This window comes from Streptomyces griseosporeus, assembly GCF_014656055.1.
Taxonomy (GTDB): domain Bacteria; phylum Actinomycetota; class Actinomycetes; order Streptomycetales; family Streptomycetaceae; genus Streptomyces; species Streptomyces griseosporeus.
Genome location: NZ_BNBR01000006.1, coordinates 206024 through 225415, shown reverse-complemented (window position 1 = coordinate 225415; position 19392 = coordinate 206024). Strand labels below are relative to the sequence as shown.

At 73.5% G+C, this 19392-nt stretch carries 17 protein-coding genes, 1 tRNA gene and 1 pseudogene; 13 read left to right on the top strand and 6 right to left on the bottom strand.

Annotated elements, in window-relative coordinates; genetic code table 11:
• The first annotated feature begins 8 nt into the window (after nt 1-8).
• From IE308_RS27595 to IE308_RS27585, 3 genes are all read left to right on the top strand, one after another.
• On the top strand, nt 9-632 hold the full coding sequence (locus tag IE308_RS27595; protein WP_373314601.1) for a GNAT family N-acetyltransferase: 624 nt from the start codon (nt 9-11) through the stop codon (nt 630-632).
• Nucleotides 633-804: 172 nt separating this feature from the next.
• Complete coding sequence (gene sepX, locus IE308_RS27590) at nt 805-2010, top strand: divisome protein SepX/GlpR (protein WP_190219996.1); 1206 nt, start codon at nt 805-807, stop codon at nt 2008-2010.
• A 61-nt stretch (nt 2011-2071) separates the two neighbouring features.
• Nucleotides 2072-2145, top strand: a tRNA-Ala gene (locus tag IE308_RS27585).
• Between the two features lie 137 nt (nt 2146-2282).
• Here IE308_RS27585 and IE308_RS27580 read toward each other — a convergent pair.
• Nucleotides 2283-3170, bottom strand: coding sequence for a LysR family transcriptional regulator (locus IE308_RS27580; protein ID WP_190219995.1), 888 nt, complete (start codon nt 3168-3170; stop codon nt 2283-2285).
• A gap of 178 nt (nt 3171-3348) precedes the next feature.
• On the opposite strand from IE308_RS27580, the pseudogene IE308_RS27575 reads away from it, so the two are divergent.
• Together IE308_RS27575 and IE308_RS27570 are read left to right on the top strand one after the other, a co-directional pair.
• A pseudogene (locus IE308_RS27575) lies at nt 3349-4213 on the top strand (EamA family transporter); the annotation flags it as partial.
• Nucleotides 4214-4254: 41 nt separating this feature from the next.
• Nucleotides 4255-5493, top strand: a complete 1239-nt coding sequence (locus tag IE308_RS27570; protein WP_190220207.1) for an MFS transporter — start codon at nt 4255-4257, stop codon at nt 5491-5493.
• Nucleotides 5494-5571: 78 nt separating this feature from the next.
• On the opposite strand, the gene IE308_RS27565 is transcribed toward IE308_RS27570, so the two are convergent.
• Nucleotides 5572-8043, bottom strand: a complete 2472-nt coding sequence (locus tag IE308_RS27565) for an ABC transporter permease (RefSeq protein WP_190219994.1) — start codon at nt 8041-8043, stop codon at nt 5572-5574.
• On the bottom strand, nt 8037-8825 hold the full coding sequence (locus IE308_RS27560) for an ABC transporter ATP-binding protein (RefSeq protein WP_190219993.1): 789 nt from the start codon (nt 8823-8825) through the stop codon (nt 8037-8039). The genes IE308_RS27565 and IE308_RS27560 overlap by 7 nt, the downstream gene beginning before the upstream one ends.
• A gap of 166 nt (nt 8826-8991) precedes the next feature.
• Between IE308_RS27560 and IE308_RS27555 the strand changes: the two genes are divergently transcribed.
• Nucleotides 8992-10311 (top strand): sensor histidine kinase, encoded by a 1320-nt coding sequence (locus IE308_RS27555; protein WP_229909161.1) that lies wholly within the window; start codon nt 8992-8994, stop codon nt 10309-10311.
• A gap of 79 nt (nt 10312-10390) precedes the next feature.
• On the top strand, nt 10391-11023 hold the full coding sequence (locus IE308_RS27550; protein WP_110636612.1) for a response regulator: 633 nt from the start codon (nt 10391-10393) through the stop codon (nt 11021-11023).
• Between the two features lie 13 nt (nt 11024-11036).
• Here IE308_RS27550 and IE308_RS27545 read toward each other — a convergent pair whose 3' ends face one another.
• Complete coding sequence (locus IE308_RS27545) at nt 11037-11513, bottom strand: GNAT family N-acetyltransferase (RefSeq protein WP_190219991.1); 477 nt, start codon at nt 11511-11513, stop codon at nt 11037-11039.
• Between the two features lie 86 nt (nt 11514-11599).
• Here IE308_RS27545 and IE308_RS27540 point away from each other — a divergent pair, with 86 nt between their 5' ends.
• Nucleotides 11600-12403 carry an exodeoxyribonuclease III gene (locus IE308_RS27540; protein ID WP_190219990.1) on the top strand — a complete coding sequence of 268 codons (804 nt, stop codon included), beginning with the start codon at nt 11600-11602 and terminating at the stop codon, nt 12401-12403.
• A gap of 39 nt (nt 12404-12442) precedes the next feature.
• Here IE308_RS27540 and IE308_RS27535 read toward each other — a convergent pair whose 3' ends face one another.
• Both IE308_RS27535 and IE308_RS27530 read right to left on the bottom strand, forming a co-directional pair.
• Entirely contained in the window at nt 12443-13786 is a 1344-nt protein-coding gene (locus IE308_RS27535) for a recombinase family protein (protein WP_190219989.1), read from the bottom strand.
• 169 nt (nt 13787-13955) lie between these two features.
• Nucleotides 13956-14576 carry a MerR family transcriptional regulator gene (locus IE308_RS27530; RefSeq protein WP_190220205.1) on the bottom strand — a complete coding sequence of 207 codons (621 nt, stop codon included), beginning with the start codon at nt 14574-14576 and terminating at the stop codon, nt 13956-13958.
• A 181-nt stretch (nt 14577-14757) separates the two neighbouring features.
• Here IE308_RS27530 and IE308_RS27525 point away from each other — a divergent pair, with 181 nt between their 5' ends.
• The 5 genes from IE308_RS27525 to IE308_RS27505 all read left to right on the top strand — a co-directional run bounded on the left by IE308_RS27525 (nt 14758) and on the right by IE308_RS27505 (nt 19389).
• Nucleotides 14758-16296: a flavin-containing monooxygenase gene (locus tag IE308_RS27525; RefSeq protein WP_190219988.1), complete on the top strand. Its 1539-nt coding sequence runs from the start codon at nt 14758-14760 to the stop codon at nt 16294-16296.
• Nucleotides 16293-17231 carry an alpha/beta fold hydrolase gene (locus IE308_RS27520; protein ID WP_190219987.1) on the top strand — a complete coding sequence of 313 codons (939 nt, stop codon included), beginning with the start codon at nt 16293-16295 and terminating at the stop codon, nt 17229-17231. Before IE308_RS27525 ends, IE308_RS27520 begins: the two co-directional genes overlap by 4 nt.
• Nucleotides 17228-18121 (top strand): SDR family oxidoreductase, encoded by an 894-nt coding sequence (locus tag IE308_RS27515; protein ID WP_190219986.1) that lies wholly within the window; start codon nt 17228-17230, stop codon nt 18119-18121. The genes IE308_RS27520 and IE308_RS27515 overlap by 4 nt, the downstream gene beginning before the upstream one ends.
• Before the next feature lie 108 nt (nt 18122-18229).
• The gene (locus tag IE308_RS27510; RefSeq protein WP_190219985.1) at nt 18230-18448 is read left to right on the top strand and encodes a hypothetical protein; all 219 of its coding nucleotides are present in this window, start codon (nt 18230-18232) and stop codon (nt 18446-18448) included.
• 86 nt (nt 18449-18534) lie between these two features.
• Complete coding sequence (locus IE308_RS27505; RefSeq protein WP_190219984.1) at nt 18535-19389, top strand: GNAT family N-acetyltransferase; 855 nt, start codon at nt 18535-18537, stop codon at nt 19387-19389.
• Nucleotides 19390-19392 lie beyond the last annotated feature (3 nt).

The following is a 19392-nucleotide window of genomic DNA, read 5'->3' as shown; positions in this document are numbered from 1 at the left end:
CCTGGCCCGTGGTGCTCGCCGAGGGCGAGGTCGTCCTGCGGCCGATAAAGATGCGCGACCAGCGGGTCTGGCGCGAGGTCAACCGGCGCAACCGGGACTGGCTCCGGCCGTGGGAGGCGACGATCCCGCCGCCCACGCCGAGCGGCCCGATCGCGCACCGGCCGACCTACCGCCAGATGGTGCGCCATCTGCGGCACGAGGCGAACGCGGGCCGGATGCTGCCCTTCGTCATCGAGTACCAGGGGCAGCTGGTCGGGCAGCTCACCGTCGCCGGGATCACCTGGGGTTCCATGTGTTCCGGACACGTCGGTTACTGGGTGGACGAGGCGGTGGCGGGCCGCGGGGTGATGCCGACGGCCGTGGCGCTCGCGGTGGACCACTGTTTCCGTACCGTGGGGCTGCACCGCGTCGAGGTGTGCATTCGCCCGGAGAACCGGCCCAGCCGCCGCGTCGTGGAGAAACTGGGATTCCGTGAGGAGGGCCTGCGGCCCCGCTATCTTCACATCGACGGCGCCTGGCGGGACCACCTGGTGTTCGCGCTGACCGCGGAGGAGGTGCCGGACGGGCTGCTCAACCGCTGGCGGCGGGCGCGGTCGCAGGGCGCGGGGAATCCCGGCCGCCCCGGAAATTGAATAAATGTTCGAAATTGATCGTCGCATGACCGGCTGGGGGCCGGGAAATTCGCCCTCCGGTGGGCTGCTGATCGGATCGGTCACAAAAAAAGTTCGAAATATCAGCCAGATCGTGCGACACACCGGCCCAATTGGCGGATGGCCTCACGCAAACCCCTCTACCGTGTGAGACGTGAGCAGCAGCGGCCTCATCTACGCAGTCATTGTCGGGGCCTGGGCCGCCTACTTGGTGCCGATGTGGCTCCGTAGGCAGGACGAGCTGAACGAGGCCCGTCCGACGGAACGCTTCAGCACGGCCATCCGGTTGCTGTCCGGACGAGCGGCCATGGAGCGCCGGTACGCCAAGGACCTGCGGGCGCGCTCCACCGAGGAGGAGGAGTACGACGCCGACGCACCGGACGCCGTCACCGACTCGGTGGACGTCCGGGCCTTCGCCATGCCCCCGGCCCGCACCCCGGAACCCGCCCCCCAGGCGCGGACCCGTGAGCGCGCCGAGCCCGGACCCGAGCCGGAGCAGCCGGCCGCGCCGGCGCCCGGACCCACGGCGGCCGACCCGGACCACGAGCGGGTGCCGGGCCCCCGGCGTACGCCCTCGGCCCAGGCCGCCGCGGCGCGCGCCCGGCGCACGAAGGTCCTCGCCCGTCGCAGGCGCACCACGGTGGTGCTCTTCCTCGCCTTCACGCTCGGCGCGATCGTCGCCGCCGTCGGAGGGCTCGCCTTCCTGTGGGCGCCCGGTGTGCCGGCGGTCCTGCTCAGCGCGTACATCGCGTATCTGCGCCGCCAGGAGCGCCGCCGGTTCACCTTTCAGATGGACCGGCGCCGGGCCGAGGCCGCGGCACAGCGGCTGCGGGAGCGCCAGCCGCGCCGGCGCACGCCCCTGGACGCCGACGATCACGCCGACGCCGAGGAGCCGGACGAAGGCGCCGAGCCGGAGACCGACCCGGGGCTGGCGGCCCTGGCCGCCGACCGCCGGGCGCTCGTAGAGCAGACCGACCACGCCGAGTGGGTCGACCAGCAGCGCGAGCGGCAGCGCCGGCCGGGACACGGGGAGAGCTGGGAGCCGGTGCCGGTTCCGCTGCCGACGTACGTGACCGCGCCGGTCGCGCCGCGGGCGACGGCGGACGTGGACCTCGGGGCGCCCGACGCGTGGAGCTCGGCGCGCTCCAGCGCCGCCGCGCCGGAGCAGGAAGCGCAGGCCGCGGCGCACGGCGAGGCCGCCGAGGAGGAGCCCGCGCCCGGCGCGGAGGACAGGCCGGCGGCGCCCGCCCGCAGCGACGCCCGCCGCGCGGCCTCCGCCCGCCGGGCCCGTGAGCGCGGACGCACCCCCCTGTTCGACCAGTACGAGGAGGGGGACCGGCCGCGCGCGGCCAACGAGTGACCCCGCCTCATACGGATTTTTGAGCACGCCCGACGGGATGCTAGAGTTTCACTCGTTGCAAGGGCCTGTGGCGCAGTCCGGTAGCGCACCTCGTTCGCATCGAGGGGGCCAGGGGTTCAAATCCCCTCAGGTCCACGCACACAGAAGTCCCGTCCAGCTCATCGAGCTGGGCGGGACTTCGTCGTTTCGGGCACGCGGCCCTCGAACTGGTCCTGCCGGTACGGGAGTCAGGGGATGCGGCGTCGGCGTCGCGCCACCGCATCCCGGTCGTCTCATGAGGCGGCTTCGGTGTCGGGGACGCCGAGGACGTGCAGGAAGGCGGTGGCCGCGGGGGTGCGGCTGCCCGGGCTCCAGATGATGTACTCGACGCGGGCCGGAGCGTCCACCACCTCGATGGTGGTGACGCCGCCGAGCTGGGCGACGTACGCGGCGGGCAGCATGGCCACGCCGAGGCCCTGCCCGACCAGCCGGGCCAGGAAGTCCGCGTTGGTCACCTCGTACGCCACGTCACGGGTCAGGCCGGCCGCGGAGAAGGCCAGGTCCGACTGGGCGCGTCCGGCGGTCTTCGCGGGCAGGTCGACGAACACCTCCGAGGACAGCCTGCGCAGGTCGATCTCCGGTTCGTCGGCCAGCGGGTGGTCGGGGGCGACGACGGCGACGAGCCGGTCGCGGGCGAGTTCGCGGTAGCTGACGCCCTCCGGCCGTGCCGTGGTCGGCAGTCCCAGGAAGGCCACCTCGACGGTTCCCTGCTTGACCTGCTCGACCAGGTCGTCGCTCGCGCCCACCCGGAGGCTGACCCGCACCTGCGGATACCGCTGCCGGTACTCGCGTAGCGCGCCCGGGATGTCGACGGCGGCGACGGACGGGATCAGTCCCACGGAGAGCCGCCCGCGGACCTCCCCGACGGCGGCGGCGACCTCGGCGGCCGCGCGCTCGGCGGCCTCCAGGCATTGGCGGGCGGCCGGCAGGAACGCCGCGCCGGCCGGAGTGAGCCGCACCCGGCGGGTGGTGCGCTCGAACAGCTTGGCCCCCAGCTCCTGTTCCAGGCGGGCGATCTGGTGGCTGAGCGCGGACTGCACGACCAGGCAGCGCTCCGCGGCCCGGGTGAAGCTGTTCGTCTCGGCGACCGCGACCACGTAGCGCATCTGCTGCAGCTCCATGGGGATCCATCTTGCCGCACGATAAATGAGATGACAAACATGTGTTGGACTCATCAATAGGGTCCGGGCCAGCATGGTGAGCGTTCCCAGCCGGGCGACGGCGATTTCCGGTTCACCCGCGGGTGAATTCGACCCCAAGGACCGGCTTTTCCCCGACGGAAGCTGAGGCCTGTGTGCCATGAACCATGGCCGGCAATTCCTCACCCCGGGCGTGACGGCGCTGGCGCCGGCGATCTGGGGGAGCACTTATCTGGCGACGGCCGAATGGCTGCCCCCGGACCGGCCTTTGCTCGCCACGACCGTGCGGGCACTGCCCTCGGGCGTCATTCTGCTGCTCGTTTCCCGGGTGCTGCCCAAAGGCGAGTGGCTGTGGCGTTCCCTGGTGCTCGGCACGCTCAACATCGGCGCGTTCAACCTGCTGCTGTTCGTCGCCGCCTACCGCCTGCCCGGCGGTGTCGCGGCGATGATCATGTCGGTGCAGCCGATGATCGTGCTGATCCTCGCCGCGCTGCTGATCGGCGACAGGATCCGCCCGGTCCACGCGCTGGCCTGCGCCCTGGGCGCGGCCGGAGTGGTCCTGCTGGTGTCGAAGGGGTCCGCGGCGCTGGACACCGTCGGTGTGGCCGCGGGCCTCGGCGGAGCGGCCTGCATGGCCACCGGCATCACCTTCACCAAGCGCTGGGGGCGCCCCGAAGGGGTGGGGCTGCTGCCCTTCACCGGCTGGCAGCTGCTGGCCGGCGGGCTCGTGTCGCTGCCCTTCACCCTGGCCGTCGAAGGGCTGCCGGGCTCCCTCACCGGGACCAACGTCTTCGGGTTCGCCTACCTCATCGTGCTCGGCGCGGTGATCAGTTACGCGCTGTGGTTCCGCGGCATCGAGCAACTGCCCGCCCTCGCCGTGTCGTTCCTGGCCCTCGGCAGCCCCGTCGTCGCCACGGTCCTCGGCATCGCCTTCGAGGACGAGTCGTTCTCCGCCCCACAGACGGCCGGAATCGTCGCGGTCCTCGTCGCCGTGGTGCTCGCCCAGCCCCGGCCGGCCGAGCCGCGAGCCCGCACCCCACGTGAGCAGAATTCCTGGAGAGCAGTCATGTCCGTACAGCAGCGGAAACGGTCGTCGTCGGCCGTCAGGGGATGGATCGGCGTCGCCGCCATCACCGCCAGTCTTTTCGTCTTCCTCACCACCGAACTGATGCCCGTGGGTCTGCTCACTCCGCTGAGCGAGAGCCTGGACATCTCCGTCGGAACAGCCGGTCTGATGGTGACCGCACAGGGTGTCGCGGCCGGCCTCGGTGTGCCGTTCATCGTGGCCTGGACGCGCCGCGTCAACCGGCGCCTTCTTCTGTCCGCCCTTCTCGCCGTCCTCGCGCTCGGAAATCTCGTCACCGCCGTATCGCCGAATTACCCGCTGATTCTCGCGACGCGTCTGTGCATGGGATTCGCCAGCGGTGTCTTCTGGGCGATCGGCGTCAGCATGGCCATGCGGATCGTGCCCGAGCGGCACGCGAGCCGCGCCGCCGCGGTGGTGATGTCCGGCATCTCCATCGCCACGGTCGTCGGCATCCCGCTCGGCACCGTCGTCGAGGCACACACCAGCTGGCGGACCACCTTCGGCATCTGGGCCGGCCTGAGCCTGCTGGTGTTCCTCGCGGTCGCGGCGGTCATCCCGTCGCTGCCGTCGCAGAACGCCGTCTCCGTCCGTGAGGTCTTCGGACTGCCGGTCAGGAACGGGCAGCTGCGCACCGTGCTGCTCATCGTCGTCTTCTTCGTCCTCGGCCACTTCGGCGCGTACACGTTCGTACGGCCCTATCTGGAGGACGAGGCCGGCGCCGGCTCCACCTTCATCACCGTGGTGCTGATCATCTTCGGTGTGGGCGGCGCCATCGGGAACTTCGTCGCCGGCTACACCGCCGGCCGCAGCCTGCGCGGCACCTTCGTCGTCGGACTGGTCGGACTCCTGGCGGCCCTGCTGCTGCTTCGCGGCATCGGTGACGCGGAGAGCGGGGCCGTGGCCGCCCTGGTGCTGTGGGGCCTGTCCTTCGGCGCGGTGCAGCTGTCCCAGGTCAACATGACGCTGGCCGCCGCACCGGACACGTTCGAGGCGGCGATGTCGCTCAACACCATGGCGTACAACACCTGCATCGCCCTCGGCGCCCTCTTCGGCGGCCTGTTCGTCGACCACACGGGCGTCACCAGCGTCATCTGGTTCGGGGTGATCCTCGCCGCCGCCTCACTGCTCCTCAGGCTCGCCACCGGCTGGAAGCAGGAGACCCCCGCGCGGCCCGTCCCCGAGGACGACCAGGACGACCGACTGGCCCCGACCGCCTGACGGGCCCCCGCTCCCAGCTCGCTCCTGCCCGCCGGCAAGGGCGAGTTGGTGGTCCCGAGGGACATCCGACCGCGGCCGTCACGCGCGCGCCCGGCGGCGCAGTACCACCGCCGTCGTCGCCGTCGAGGTGACGACGGCGAGCACCGCGCACGCGGCCGTCGCGGCGCCCAGCGCCGGCCACGGCAGGGCGAGCGGCGCGGCCGGCGCCGACAGCAGACGCAGGGCGCCCGTCATCCCCGACAGGGCGAGTACGGCGGTCAGCGCGCCCAGCACCGCACCGGCCGCCACCACGGTCAGCGCCTCGGCCGCGGCCAGCCGCAGCACCTGCGCGCCGGTGGCGCCCGCCAGCCGCAGCGCGGCGAACTCCCGCACCCGCTCCGAGGCCCCCATCACCAGCGTGTTGGCCAGCGACAGCGCCGTGTACAGCAGCGCGATGCCGAGCACCAACAGCAGGCCGAGCCGGGTCGTCCGGTTGGTCCGGGGGCCGTTGGCCTCCAGCCACTCCGCGCGGGTCAGCACACGCGCCCCGCCCGTGCCGTCCACCGCCGCGCGCAGAGCCGCCCGCACGGCGGTCGCGTCGGCGCCGGCGGCGACCCTGACGTCGACCCGGTCGACGGGGGCGCCCTCGGCGTTGGCCGGGGTGACCCAGACGCCGTTGCCGCCGGTGCCGGTGGACAGGACCGCGGCGATGCGCAGGGAGCGGCGGGTGCCGTCGCCGAGCCACACCTGGACGCGGCGGCCCACGGTGTGCGTCTCCCACTCCTCGTTGACGACGATCGAGTCGTCGTCCAGGCCGGAGAGCCGGCCGGCCGCCACCGGCAGCCGCACGGTGGCCGCGAGCAGCCGCGGATCGGCCGCGCGGGCCTCGGACCGGACCAGGGCGACGCCGTCCTCCAGGACGTGCACCGCGGAGGCGGAGCTGGGGGAGACCACGGCACCCGGGACGTGGCGCAGCCGCTCGACCGAGGCGGCGTCGATCCCGTCCGCCGCCTCGCCGGTCGCGGCGGCCGGCGCCGGTCCCCTCGCCGGGACGACCACGAAGTCCGCCACCGTACGGTCCCTCAGCTCCGCCGCGCGCGCCGCGTCCAGCGTCGCCGTGGCGCCCAGCAGCGAGCCCGTCAGCGCCACCGTGACCAGCACCGGCGCCGCGATCGCGGCCGTACGGCGCAGACTCGCGCCGGTGTTCGCGCGGGCCAGCATCCCCACCGCGCCGGGCAGCCGCGCCGGGAGCGCCGTCAGCAGCCGGGTCAGCGGGCGCAGCAGCGCGGGGGAGAGCAGGGCCAGCGCGCTGATCAGCAGCATCGGGCGGCTGACGTACGTCTTGCGGTGCAGCAGGTCGCCCGGGTCGGTCAGCAGCGCGTGGCCCAGCAGCACGGCCGCGGCGATCAGCAGCGCGGCCCCGCAGACACGGCGGGCCGGGGTGAGCGGGCCGCTGTCCGCCGACGCCTCCCGCAGCGCCTGCGTCGGCGCCGTGCGCCCCGCCCGCCAGGACGCTGCCGCCGCACCGCACAGGGCGACCAGCAGGCCCGTCCAGAAGGCCAGGTGGTACGGCCACACCGCCGGGCCGAGCCCGAACCACGCGGGCGCCAGGCCCTCGTCCACCACCCGGGCGACGAGCAGCGGCGCGCCGTACCCGCCGAGCGCGCAGCCCGCGGCGGAGGCCAGCACCCCCACCAGCAGGGCCTCCGCGAGGACCGTCCGCCGCACCTGCCCCGGGGTGGCGCCGGCCGCCCGCAGCAGGCCGAACTCGCGGCGCCGCTGCACCACCGCGAAGGCGAACGTGGACGCCACCACGAACACCGACACGAACGCGGTGACCCCGCCCGCCGTGCCGAACAGCGCGTTCAGCGCGGTGAGCGCCTCCGCGTCCCGGTCCGGATCCGGGTCCGCCCGCCGCCGCGCGTCCCCCGTCAGCACGTCCGCGTCGGCGCCCACGGTCCGGCGTACGGCCGCCGGGTCGGCGCCGACGACCAGCCGCGTGGTCGCCGGGGCGAGGCGCGCGGCCTGCGCGTCCGGGTAGAACAGCGGGTTCTCGAAGCCGAGGGCGCGGACCGTGCCGACCACCCGGACCGTGCCGTGCCCGGTCCGAAGACGCCGGCCCACCGCCGTCCAGTCGCCGGCCGCCACGACCTCGCCGTCGGCGCGCGGGGCGCGGCCCGCGGTCAGCTCGTACGGGGCGAAACGGGCCGTCGACCACGGATGCCCGACGAGGCCCGCGGGACCGCCACGCGCGTGTACCGCGAACGAGCGGTCCACGGTGACCGTGCCGAGCGCCCGCAGGGCGGCGACCGTGCGCTCCGGGATCGGGCGCGGGTGTGCCAGCCGGCCCGTGCGCGGGCCGATCGGGGTCGGCACGCGCACGCTGTCGTGCGCCGTCACGACGACCGGCGCGGCGGCGAACCGCTCCGGCACGCGCGTGGGCGCGTCCAGGGAGGCGGCGAGGGCCAGCCCCATCACCGTCATCAGCGCGACGCCGAGACACAGTGCGACGAAGCTGCCGGCGAAGGCGGTCCAGCGGGTGCGCAGGGTGCGCAGGGCGAGGGTCAGCACGGCAGGACCGCCTTCCGGGACACCGGCGCCTGCGGGGCCGGCGCAGGGTCCGGGTCCGTCTCCAGCGTCGCCATGTGGGCCGCGACGGCACCGGCCGACGCGCCCCTCAGCTCGCCGTGCACGCGGCCGTCCACCAGGAACACCACGCGGTCGGCGTGGGCGGCGGCGACCGGGTCGTGGGTGACCATGACGGTGGTCTGCCCCTCCTCGTCGACCAACCGCCGCAGCAGGGACAGGACTTCACGGCTGGTGCCGGTGTCCAGCGCGCCCGTGGGCTCGTCGCCGAAGAGGACGTCGGGGCGGGTGATCAGCGCACGGGCGAGGGCGACGCGCTGCTGCTGCCCCCCGGACAGCTCCGTCGGGCGGTGCCCCGCGCGGGCGCCGAGGCCGACCTGGTCGAGGGCCTCGCGCACCCGGGAGCGCGGCACACGCCGGCCGGCCAGCCGCAGCGGCAGGGCGACGTTCTGCGCGGCGGTCAGCGACGGCAGCAGGTTGAACGCCTGGAACACGAAACCGACCCGCTCGCGCCGCAGCAGGGTCAGCCGGCGCTCGCTCAGCCCGGTCAGCTCCGTCCCGCCGAGCAGGACCGACCCGGAGGTGGGGCGGTCGAGCCCGGCCGCGCACTGCAACAGGGTCGACTTGCCGGACCCGGAGGGGCCCATGACGGCGGTGAAGGTGCCGCGCCGGAAGGACAGCGAGACGGCGTCCAGCGCCGTCACGCCGTCGTGGGAGGTGCCGTATCGCCTGCTCACGGCGGTCAGTTGGATCGCGTCGATGGTCATCTGCTCTTCCGTCCCCACTCGTTCGGCTCGCACAGGGCAAGCCAACCGGCGCCCGGCGCCGGAATCATTCGGGCAGGGGCGAGAGTCGGGGTAGGGCCAGGCATACCCCCGGTCCGCCCCCTGGACCGATGGCCCGGACGCGAGGACCGCCCCTACGGTGACCCGCATGCGTCCTCGAAACCTCTGGCAGGCCATGGCCCGGCCCCGCTACCTGCTGACGCCGTGGCCCTGGCGTGCCGCGGCCTACCTGCTGACCGGGGTGCTCACCGGCGTCGCCGTCCTGGTGGCCCTGGTGGTGCTGGCGACGGTCGGCGGTGTCCTCGCCGTCGTCCTGGTCGGCCTCCCGCTGCTCGCCGCGGTGGTGCTCGCCGGGCTGCCGGTGGCCGTCGTGGAGCGGTGGCGGCTGCGGCTCGCCGACGCCGAACCCGCCCCCGGCGTCCACGCCCGGCCCGCCGAGCCCGGGCTGCGCAGCTGGCTCACCACCCGGCTGCGCGAGCAGGCCACCTGGCGCGAGCTGGGCCACGCCCTGCTGTGCGCGGCGCTGCTGTGGCCGGCCGAGGCGCTGGCCGTCACCGTCGCGCTGCTCTTCCCGCTCGCGATGATCGCGACGCCGCTGCTGATGGCCACGGTGGGCGACGGCCGCGAGGCGAAGGTGCTCAAGGTGTGGACGGTCACCGACTGGCCGACCGCGTACGGCGCCGCCGCGCTCGGCGTGCTCATGCTTGCCGCAGGGGCCTATCTGCTGGGCGTCGCGGCCGGGGCGCGCGCCGGCCTCACCCGGCTGCTGATCGCGCCCCGCGAGGCGGGCCTCGACGCGCGCGTGGTGGAACTGACCCGGTCCCGCAGCCGCCTGGTCGACGCGTTCGAGGCGGAACGGCGCCGTATCGAACGGGACTTGCACGACGGGGCGCAGCAGCGGCTCGTCGCCCTCACCATGACCCTCGGCCTCGCCCGGCTCGACGCGCCGCCCGGCCCGCTCGCCGACCAGCTGTCCCGCGCCCACGCGGAGGCCGGCGCCGCCCTCGCCGAACTGCGCGAACTCATCCACGGCGTCCACCCCAAGGTGCTCACCGACTACGGCCTCGAAGCCGTCGTCGCCGACGCGGCGGACCGCAGCCCCGTCCCGGTGGACGTCCGCCTCGACCTGCCCGGACGGCTGCCGCCGGCCGTGGAGAGCGCCGCGTACTTCGTCGTCCGCGAGGCCCTCGCCAACGTCGCCCGGCACAGCGGGGCGAGCCGGGCCGAGGTGCGCGGCGGGCACACCCGCGGGCGGCTCGTCGTCGAGGTCCACGACGACGGCCACGGCGGCGCCGACGCGACCGCCGGCAGCGGGCTGACCGGGCTCGGGGACCGGTTGTCGGTGCTCGATGGGAGACTTTCGGTGTCGAGCCCGGCGGGCGGGCCGACGGTGCTGCGCACGGAGATCCCGTGCGAGCCGGTGGACGGGGAGACAGCGGGGACCGGGCACCGGACCGCCACCCGGTGAGGCAGCCGTACGGCGACGGCGAGGGGGAGCGATGGGCGACGAGCGGGGCACCACGGCCGGCGGGCCGTCCCTGCGGGTGGTGCTGGCCGAGGACAGCGTGCTGCTGCGGGACGGGCTGACCGCCCTGCTCACCCGGTTCGGGCACACCGTGGTGGCCGCCGTCGGCGACGCCGGCGCCCTGCTCACGGCCGTCGCCGACCACGCCCCCGACGTCGTGGTGACCGACGTCCGCATGCCGCCGGACTTCGCCGACGAGGGGCTGCGCGCGGCCGTGCGGCTGCGCGCCGAGCGGCCCGGGCTGCCGGTGCTGGTCCTCAGCCAGTACGTGCAGCGGTCGTACGCCGCCGACCTGCTCGACACCGGGGACGGCACCGGCGTCGGCTACCTGCTGAAGGACCGGGTCGGCCAGGTCGAGGAGTTCGTGGACGCCCTCACCGAGGTGGCCGCCGGGGGCACGGTCGTCGACCCCGAGGTCGTACGGCAGCTGCTGCGCCGCCGCCGGGACCCGCTCGCACGGCTCACGCCGCGGGAGCGGGAGGTGCTGGCCCTGGTCGCCGAGGGCAGGTCCAACGCGGCGATCGCCCGTCAGCTGGTGGTGTCCGAGGCGGCGGTCGGCAAGCACATCGGCAGCATCCTCACCAAGCTCGATCTGCCGCCCGCCGAGGACGTCCACCGCCGGGTGCTCGCGGTGCTGGCGTTCCTGCGGGAGTGAGCCGGCGCGCCCGTCACAGGGCCTTGGCGTAGCACAGGCTCTCGGCGTGGAAGCGGTAGTAGCCGAACTTGGCGCACGGCTCGTAGCCGCAGGACGTGTACAGGGCTATCGCCTCGGGCTGCTTGGTGCCGGTCTCCAGCACCATGCGGATCCGGCCCGCCGCGCGGGCGTCCTCCTCCAGCGCGGCCAGCATGCGCCGGGCGAGCCCCCGGCCGCGCATCTCCTCCACCACGTACATGCGCTTCAGCTCGGCGTCGCCGTCCTCGTTGCCCTCGTCGTTCTTGTCCTGGCTGCGCCAGCCACCCGTGGCGACGGGCCGGTCGGACTCGTCGTAGGCGATGAGGTAGATGCCGTTCGGCGGGTCGAAGTCCGCCGGGTCCAGGGGCGTGGCGTCGCCGCCGTCGCCGTAGCGGACGTGGTACTCGGCCTGCACCTGGTCGTTGAGCTTGACGGCGTCGGGGTGGTCGAAGGGGACCTGGCGAATAAGCATGCGACTCATCGTAGAAGTATGCAGCCTGGCGGACGGGCTGTCGGCGGACATCGGGACGCCGTCCAGTGTGCCGGTATCGTGCCCTGGTGCTCACTGTGACCTCTGTGAATGTGAACGGGCTGCGGGCCGCCGCGAAGAAGGGCTTCGTGGAATGGCTCGCCGGCACGGACGCCGACGTGCTGTGCCTTCAGGAGGTGCGCGCCGAGCCGCAGCAGCTGCCCGACGAGGTCCGCGCGCCCGAGGGCTGGCACGTGGTGCACGCCCCGGCCGCCGCCAAGGGCCGCGCGGGCGTCTCCCTGTACGCCCGCCGCGAGCCCGACCGCGTCCGCGTCGGCTTCGGCTCGGCGGAGTTCGACGGCAGCGGCCGCTACGTCGAGGCCGACCTGCCCGGCGTCACCGTCGCCTCCCTCTACCTGCCCTCCGGCGAGGTCGGCACCGACCGGCAGGACGAGAAGGTCCGCTTCATGGGCGAGTTCCTCGCCCACCTCAAGGACCTGCGCGAGCGGGCCGCCGCCGACGGCCGCGAGGTCCTGGTCTGCGGCGACTGGAACATCGCCCACCAGCAGGCCGACCTGAAGAACTGGCGCGCCAACCAGAAGAGCTCCGGCTTCCTGCCGGAGGAACGCGCCTGGCTCACCCAGGTCCTCGACCCGGCCGACGGCGGCTACGTCGACGTGGTCCGCGCCCTCCACCCGGACACCGAGGGTCCGTACACCTGGTGGTCGTACCGGGGGCGGGCCTTCGACAACGACACAGGTTGGCGCATCGACCTCGCCGTCGCGACTCCGGGACTGGCGGCGCGTGCGGTCAAGGGGTATGTGGAACGGGCCGCCAGTCATGGGGAGCGCTGGTCTGACCACGCACCGGTGACGGTCGTCTTCGATGTGTGAGGGAGAGCGGGGCGCACGGTTTCGACGCCCCGCTCCGTTTCAGCTCTGCTCCTGTTTCAGAGAGCGCCGGATGCTGAACGCCAGCCGTGACGTGTCCGGCCCACCGAGCCTCTCCGGCCCGCCGCCCGACCGGCCTTTGGCAACGACGACGCGCACGCCGTCGCGCAGGAGATCTTCCCGGGTCACGGGCGCAGTGGTCCGGATGGTCCGGCGGTAGCAGTCGAGCGTGTACCTCTCGAGCCAGTCGGAGCGGATGCCCGCAGGGGCGGGGCAGATGTCGCCTCGGGCGGTGGCCCGGCAGACGTAGTCGCCGTAGGGCTTGCCCTTTCGCGTGGCGAAGTACATGCGTCCGTCGCATCCGGAGCAGTGAACAATGCCGGTGAGCAACGCGGTTGTCCGGCGCCTGTGGGTACGGGCGCCGTTCGACCTGGCGGACAGAACTTCCTGCAACGCTTGGAACTCCTTGTCCGACAGCAGAGCTCGTCCGATGAGCACAGGGGCGCCGGATGAGTCGCGGACCGTCCGGCCGCCGTGGGTACGGTGGCCCATCAGGGACGGGCTGCGCAGAACCTTCGACAGTGTGCCCGAAGTCCAGCGGAACCTGTCGAAGTCCCGGCCGTGGCGTCGACCGCCCGTTGGCCGACCCTGGAGTTGGGCGTGGCGATCGCGGGGGACCATGATCTCCTGGTCGTTGAGGTCTCGTGCGATGGCGAGCAGGGAGCGTCCCGCCTGCACCTCCGCCACGATCTGCCGGACGAGGCCGGCGGTCTCCGGGTCGGGTTCCAGGCACCACCCGCTACCCGAGGGGTGGGCCGCTTTCCGGTAGCCGAAGGGCACCAGTCCGCCCCCATAGCGTCCTGTCGCGCGCATGTGCGCGTGGCTGCTGCTGAGGCGATCGGAGATGGTGCGGGCCTCCCGTTCGGCGTGGTACGCCAGGTCCATGCAGCGGCGGATGGCGGAGCTGCCTCCCACAGGAGGAAGGACGAGCGGATGTCCCGATTCGGGCATGGCGAACACAAGTGTCCGGCCGTGCTCCCGTCCCCATGCGATCAACTCGACCATGTGTGCCACGGATCGGACGGCGCGGTCGACGTGGGACCAGATGACGGCGTCGTACTCGTGCGGTCGCCTGAGCCAGGGGGACAGAGCGGGCCGGTCGAAGGGGGATGTCCGGCGTGCGGAGACTCCGAGATCCGATGCCTCGGCGAACAGGCTGAAGCCGAGTTGTTCGGCGCACAGCCGGACGGCGGACCGCTGACGACTCGGTGACGTGGTCGCGGCGGTGACGCAGCTGAGCCGCAGCGCACCCAGGGCTTTCGGCGGCGCCGCGGTGGAACCACGGAATCGGGTCGGCAGTGGGATGCGGGCACTACGCTGGGGCATGTCGACGCTCCTTGGCAGAGTCGGCCACACCCCGGGGCTGGTGGGACAGCCGCCGGGGCCTTTCGATCTCACTGTCGGAGTTCGAACCGCAGTGCGTCGAAGGTTGGCCTCAACGTCCCCCGAAGGGGTGAACGCCCCGAGGTGGGGGACGCCAGGGAGCCGGCCGGGTTCACTCCCGCTTGCTCAGCCTCCGGTCCAGCGCCAGCGACAGTTCCGCCTCCACCACGCTGCGGGCCAGCGGGCGCAGGCGGTGCAGGTCGGCCTCCGTGCCGTGGCGCAGGATCAGTTCGGCGAACATCTCGGCGAGGTCGTCGACGTGGGCGCGGACGCGGGCGCCCGCCGTGAGGACCTCGGCGAGCGGGATGCCCTCGCGGACCAGGGCCGAGGAGACGTCCAGCAGGCGGCGGCTGATGTGGACGATCTGGTCGCCGTCGGTGCCGAGGTAACCCAGCTCCATGGCGGCGGCCAGGTTCTCCGGGGTGACCTCGCCCTCGAAGCGGGCGGCGAGTTCCTCGGGGGTGAGGCGGACCGGCTCCTCCTCGGTGGGGGTGCCGACGCCGAGCAGGTCGGCGACGTCGCGGCCCTGGTCGAGGGCCTCGGCGAGTTCGGCGATGCCGTTCAGGGTGTGGCCGCGCTCCAGCAGGGCCGCGATGGTGCGCAGACGGGCCAGGTGGTGGTCGTCGTACCAGGCGATACGGCCCTCGCGGCGCGGTGGCGGGAGCAGTTTGCGTTCGCGGTAGAAGCGCAGGGTGCGCACCGTGATGCCGGCCAGCCGGGCCAGCTCCTCCACGCGGTATTCACGCTTCTCCGCGGGCGTCTCCGCAGGTTTGTCTGCCACGGGAGGAGCCTATGTTGTACCGCCGGTAACTTTCCTCGCCCGCCCCCTACCCATCAGTACGCCGCTCCTCTACTCTCCCCATTGCGCCAGTGTTCACTGGCATGGTTTCGCAGGGCGTCGAAGGGGCTTCGGCATGGCTGAGCACGAGCATGTACGGGTGGCGGTGATCGGGTCCGGGTTCGGCGGGCTGGGTGCCGCCGTGCGGCTGCGCCGCGAAGGGATCACGGACTTCGTCGTCCTGGAGCGGGCGAGCAGCGTCGGGGGCACCTGGCGGGACAACAGCTACCCGGGCTGCGCCTGCGACGTACCGTCCCACCTCTACTCCTTCTCCTTCGCGCCCAACCCGGACTGGCCGCGCACCTTCTCCGGGCAGGAGCACATCCGCGCCTACCTGGAGCGCGTCACCGACACCTTCGGGCTGCGCCCGCACCTCCGCTTCGACTCCGAGGTGAAGCGGATGACCTGGGACGCCGAGCGGCTGCGGTGGCGGATCGAGACCGCCTCCGGGGACCTCACCGCCGACGTCGTCGTCTCCGCGACCGGGCCGCTGTCCGACCCGAAGATCCCCGACATCCCGGGCCTGGACTCCTTCCCGGGCAAGGTCTTCCACTCGGCCCGCTGGGACCACGACTACGACCTCACCGGCAAGCGCGTCGCGATGATCGGCACCGGCGCCTCCGCGATCCAGATCGTGCCGTCGATCCAGCCCAAGGTCGGCCGGCTCACCCTCTTCCAGCGCACCCCGGCCTGGGTGATGCCGCGCGTCGACCGGGAGATCAGCGGCGTCGAGCGGCTGCTGCACCGGCAGCTGCCCTTCACCACGAAGGCCCGCCGCGGACTGCTGTGGGGCATCCGCGAGCTGCAGGTGCAGGCCTTCACCAAGCACCCCAACGAACTCGGCTTCGTCGAGCAGCTCGCCAAGCGCAACATGGCCCGCGCCATCAAGGACCCGGCCCTGCGCGCCAAGCTCACCCCGGACTACCGCATCGGCTGCAAGCGGATCCTGCTGTCCAGCACCTACTACCCGGCGCTCGCGCAGCCCAACGTGGACGTCGTCGCGAGCGGCCTCGCCGAGGTCCGCGGCTCCACCGTCGTCGCCGCCGACGGCACCGAGACCGAGGTCGACGCGATCATCTTCGGTACGGGCTTCCACGTCACGGACATGCCGATCGCCGAGCGGGTCGTCGGCGCCGACGGGCGCACCCTCGCCGAGCACTGGAAGGAGGGCATGCAGGCGCTGCGCGGCGCCGCCGCGGCCGGCTTCCCCAACTGGATGACGATCATCGGGCCCAACACCGGCCTCGGGAACTCCTCCATGATCCTGATGATCGAGTCCCAGCTGAACTACATGGCGGACTACCTGCGCCAGCTCGACGTCCTCGGCGGCCGGGCCGCCCTCGACGCCCGCCCGAGCGCGGTCCACGCCTGGAACCGGCGGGTGCAGGACCGTATGGAGCGCACGGTGTGGAACACCGGCGGCTGCACCAGCTGGTACCTGGACGCCTCCGGCCGCAACACCACCATCTGGCCGGGTACGACGAGTGAGTTCCGGCGGGCGACGCGGCGGGTGGACCTCGCCGAGTACCAGGTGCTGCGGCCCGCCGCCGGCACCGCGCCGGACGAGACCGCCCCCGGGTCCTCCGCCAAGAAGACCCAGGAGGCCGCCGCATGAGCCGCCTCACCCACGTGTCCTCCGGCCCGTACGCCCCGCCCGAGCCCGCCCGCGTGCTGACCGCCGTCTCCGCCGACGGGGCCCGGCTGCACGTCGAGGTGCACGGCCCCGAGGGCGCGCCCGCGATCGTCCTCGCGCACGGCTGGACCTGCTCCACCGCGTTCTGGGCGGCGCAGATCCGGGCGCTGGCCGCCGATCACCGGGTCATCGCCTACGACCAGCGCGGCCACGGCCGCAGCCCGGCGAGCGAGGCGTGCAGCACCGACGCCCTCGCCGACGACCTGGAAGCCGTCCTGAACGCCACCCTCGCCCCCGGCGAGCGTGCGGTGATCGCCGGGCACTCCATGGGCGGCATGACCGTGATGGCGGCGGCGACCCGCCCGGCGTTCCGGGAGCACGCGGCGGCCGTCCTGCTGTGCAGCACCGGCGCCTCCCGGCTGGTCGCGCAGTCCACGGTCGTACCGATCCGGCCGGGACGGCTGCGGACCTGGCTGACCCGGCACATCCTCGGCTCCCGCGCGCCCCTCGGCCCGGTCACGCCGCTCGCGCTGCGGATCCTCAAGTACGGGACGATGGGCCCGGGTTCGGCGCCGCACATGGTGCAGGCGTGCGCGCACATCGTGCACGCCTGCCCGCGCCGGGTGCGCCACGCCTGGTCGCAGGTGCTGGACCTGCTCGACCTCGACCACGGCGTACGGGAGTTGGCGGTGCCGACGGCGGTCGTCGTCGGTACGGCGGACCGGCTCACCCCGCCCGTGCACGCGCGGGCGCTGGCCGCCGCGCTGCCGCACTGCCTGGGGGTGACCGAGCTGCCCGGGCTCGGCCACATGACACCGGTGGAGGCCCCCGAGCCGGTCACCGCGAAGATCCGGGAGCTGGCCGGGGCTTATCTGACGGCCACGGACGACGAGGCACGTGTCAAGGAGGGCGCATGAGCAGGGTCAGCCTGGAGGGTCAGGTCGCGGTCGTCACGGGCGCGGCGCGGGGCGTGGGCGAACTGCTCGCCCGCAAGCTGTCCGCGCGCGGCGCGAAGGTGGCGCTGGTCGGGCTGGAGCCGGACGCCCTCAAGCAGGTCGCGGAACGGCTGCACGGCGAGAGCGGCCACTGGTACGCCGACGTCACCGACCACGAGGCGATGGCGCGGGTCGCGCAGGAGGTCAAGGAACGCTTCGGCAAGGTGGACATCGTCGTCGCCAACGCCGGTGTGGCGACCGGCGGTCCGTTCGTCGACTCCGACCCCGAGGCGTGGCGGCGGGTCATCGAGGTCAACCTCATCGGGTCGGCGGTGACGGCCCGCGCGTTCCTGCCGGTGCTGATGGAGAGCCGCGGCTATCTGCTGCAGATCGCCTCGCTCGCCGCGATCACCCCGGCGCCGATGATGACGGCGTACTGCGCGTCCAAGTCGGGCGTCGAGGCGTACGCGCACAGTCTGCGCGCCGAGGTCGGCTACAAGGGCGTGCGCGTCGGCGTCGGTTACCTGTCGTGGACCGACACCGACATGGTGCGCGGCGCCGACCAGGACGACGTCATGCGGGAGTTGCGGCAGCGGCTGCCGTGGCCGTCGAACAAGACGTACCCGCTGGGCCCGGCGGTCGACCGGATCGTCGCCGGCATCGAACGGCGTTCCAGTCACGTCTACGGCCAGTGGTGGCTGCGCGGCATGCAGGGCGTGCGCGGCTACCTGCCGGGGCTCATCGGCACCGTCGGGCAGCGGGAGATGCGGCGGTTCGCCGACCGGCTGGAGGGCATGCGCACCGGCCTCGTGGGCGCGGGCGGCGCCGCCGACGAACGGGAGCGGACGGTGCGCACTACGCAGCGTGACTGATCGACATGCGCCCTGTCACGGCCCGTGTGAATCTGGTCGAGGCCCCACCGAGGACGCCCTACGGCGGCCCGCGGGGCCTCCCCTCACCCACCACAGGAGTGAACCCACATGGGCATGAAGGACAAGTTCCAGGACCAGGCCGAGCAGTGGCAGCAGCAGGCCAAGGACAAGCTCGGCGAGACCCGCGAGCGTGCCGGCCAGCGTGGTCAGGAGCGCCCCGAGCGCCAGGAGCGCCCCGACCGCCAGCAGCAGCCTGAGCGCGGGCGCCGGCCGGGCGACGAGGAGCGGGACATGCAGGAGCAGTTCGACCAGGACTACGACGCGTAGCCACTGAGTTCGGCTGAACCTGTCGACGTGGGGTGCCCCCTGCATGGGGGGTGCCCCGCGTTTTCGTATGAGGGGGACCATGGGGCATGCCTTCGGATCAGTGGCACCTCACCCACGACCTCGACGACTTCCACCTCCGCGCCGGTGGCTTCCTCCGGTCGCGGCCCGTCCTGCACAACACCCCCCTCACCACGCTGGAGAAGTGGCGGAACCAGCCGGGGGCGTACGCGCCCGGCACCGTTCTCTTCGGGCGGCTGGAGGGGGACGCCGGGACCGAGGCCGTCTTCTACCGTCCGCCCAGCAACCGGCTGACCCTCACCCCGCTCGCCCCCGGGCACGCCGACGCGCTCGCCGGGCGGCTGCTCGCCCTCGGGCACACCCTCGCCGGGGTCACCGCCGACCGCGACACCGCCGCCGCGTTCGCCGGGGCCTGGGCGCGGCGGACCGGGGCGGCGCCGGCGGTCCGGGTGCGGATGCAGCTGTACCGCCTCGGTGCGCTCATCCCGCCCGACCCGCACCCGGAGGGCCGTGGCCGGCTCGTCGGCCAGGACGACCACGAGCATCTGATGCGCTGGTGCCGGGAGTTCGCCGCCGACGTGGGCGAGGAGGTCACGATCGACGCCGCCACCTGGGCCGGGACCCGTTTCGCGGAGAAGCGGTACACGTTCTGGGAGACCCCGGACGGCACGCCCGTCTCCATGGCGGGCGTGAACCCGATGGTCGCCCGCATGGTCCGGCTGGACCCCGTCTACACCCCGGCCGGGCTTCGCGGCCGCGGCTACGGGGCGGCCGTCACCGCCGAGGCGAGCCGGGCCGCGCTCGCGGCGGGCGCCACGGAGGTCGTGCTGTACACGAACGCGGCCAACCCCACGAGCAACGCCCTCTACCGCCGCCTCGGCTACGAGCGGGTGGCCGACTGGGCGGTGTACGACTTCGCCTGACGG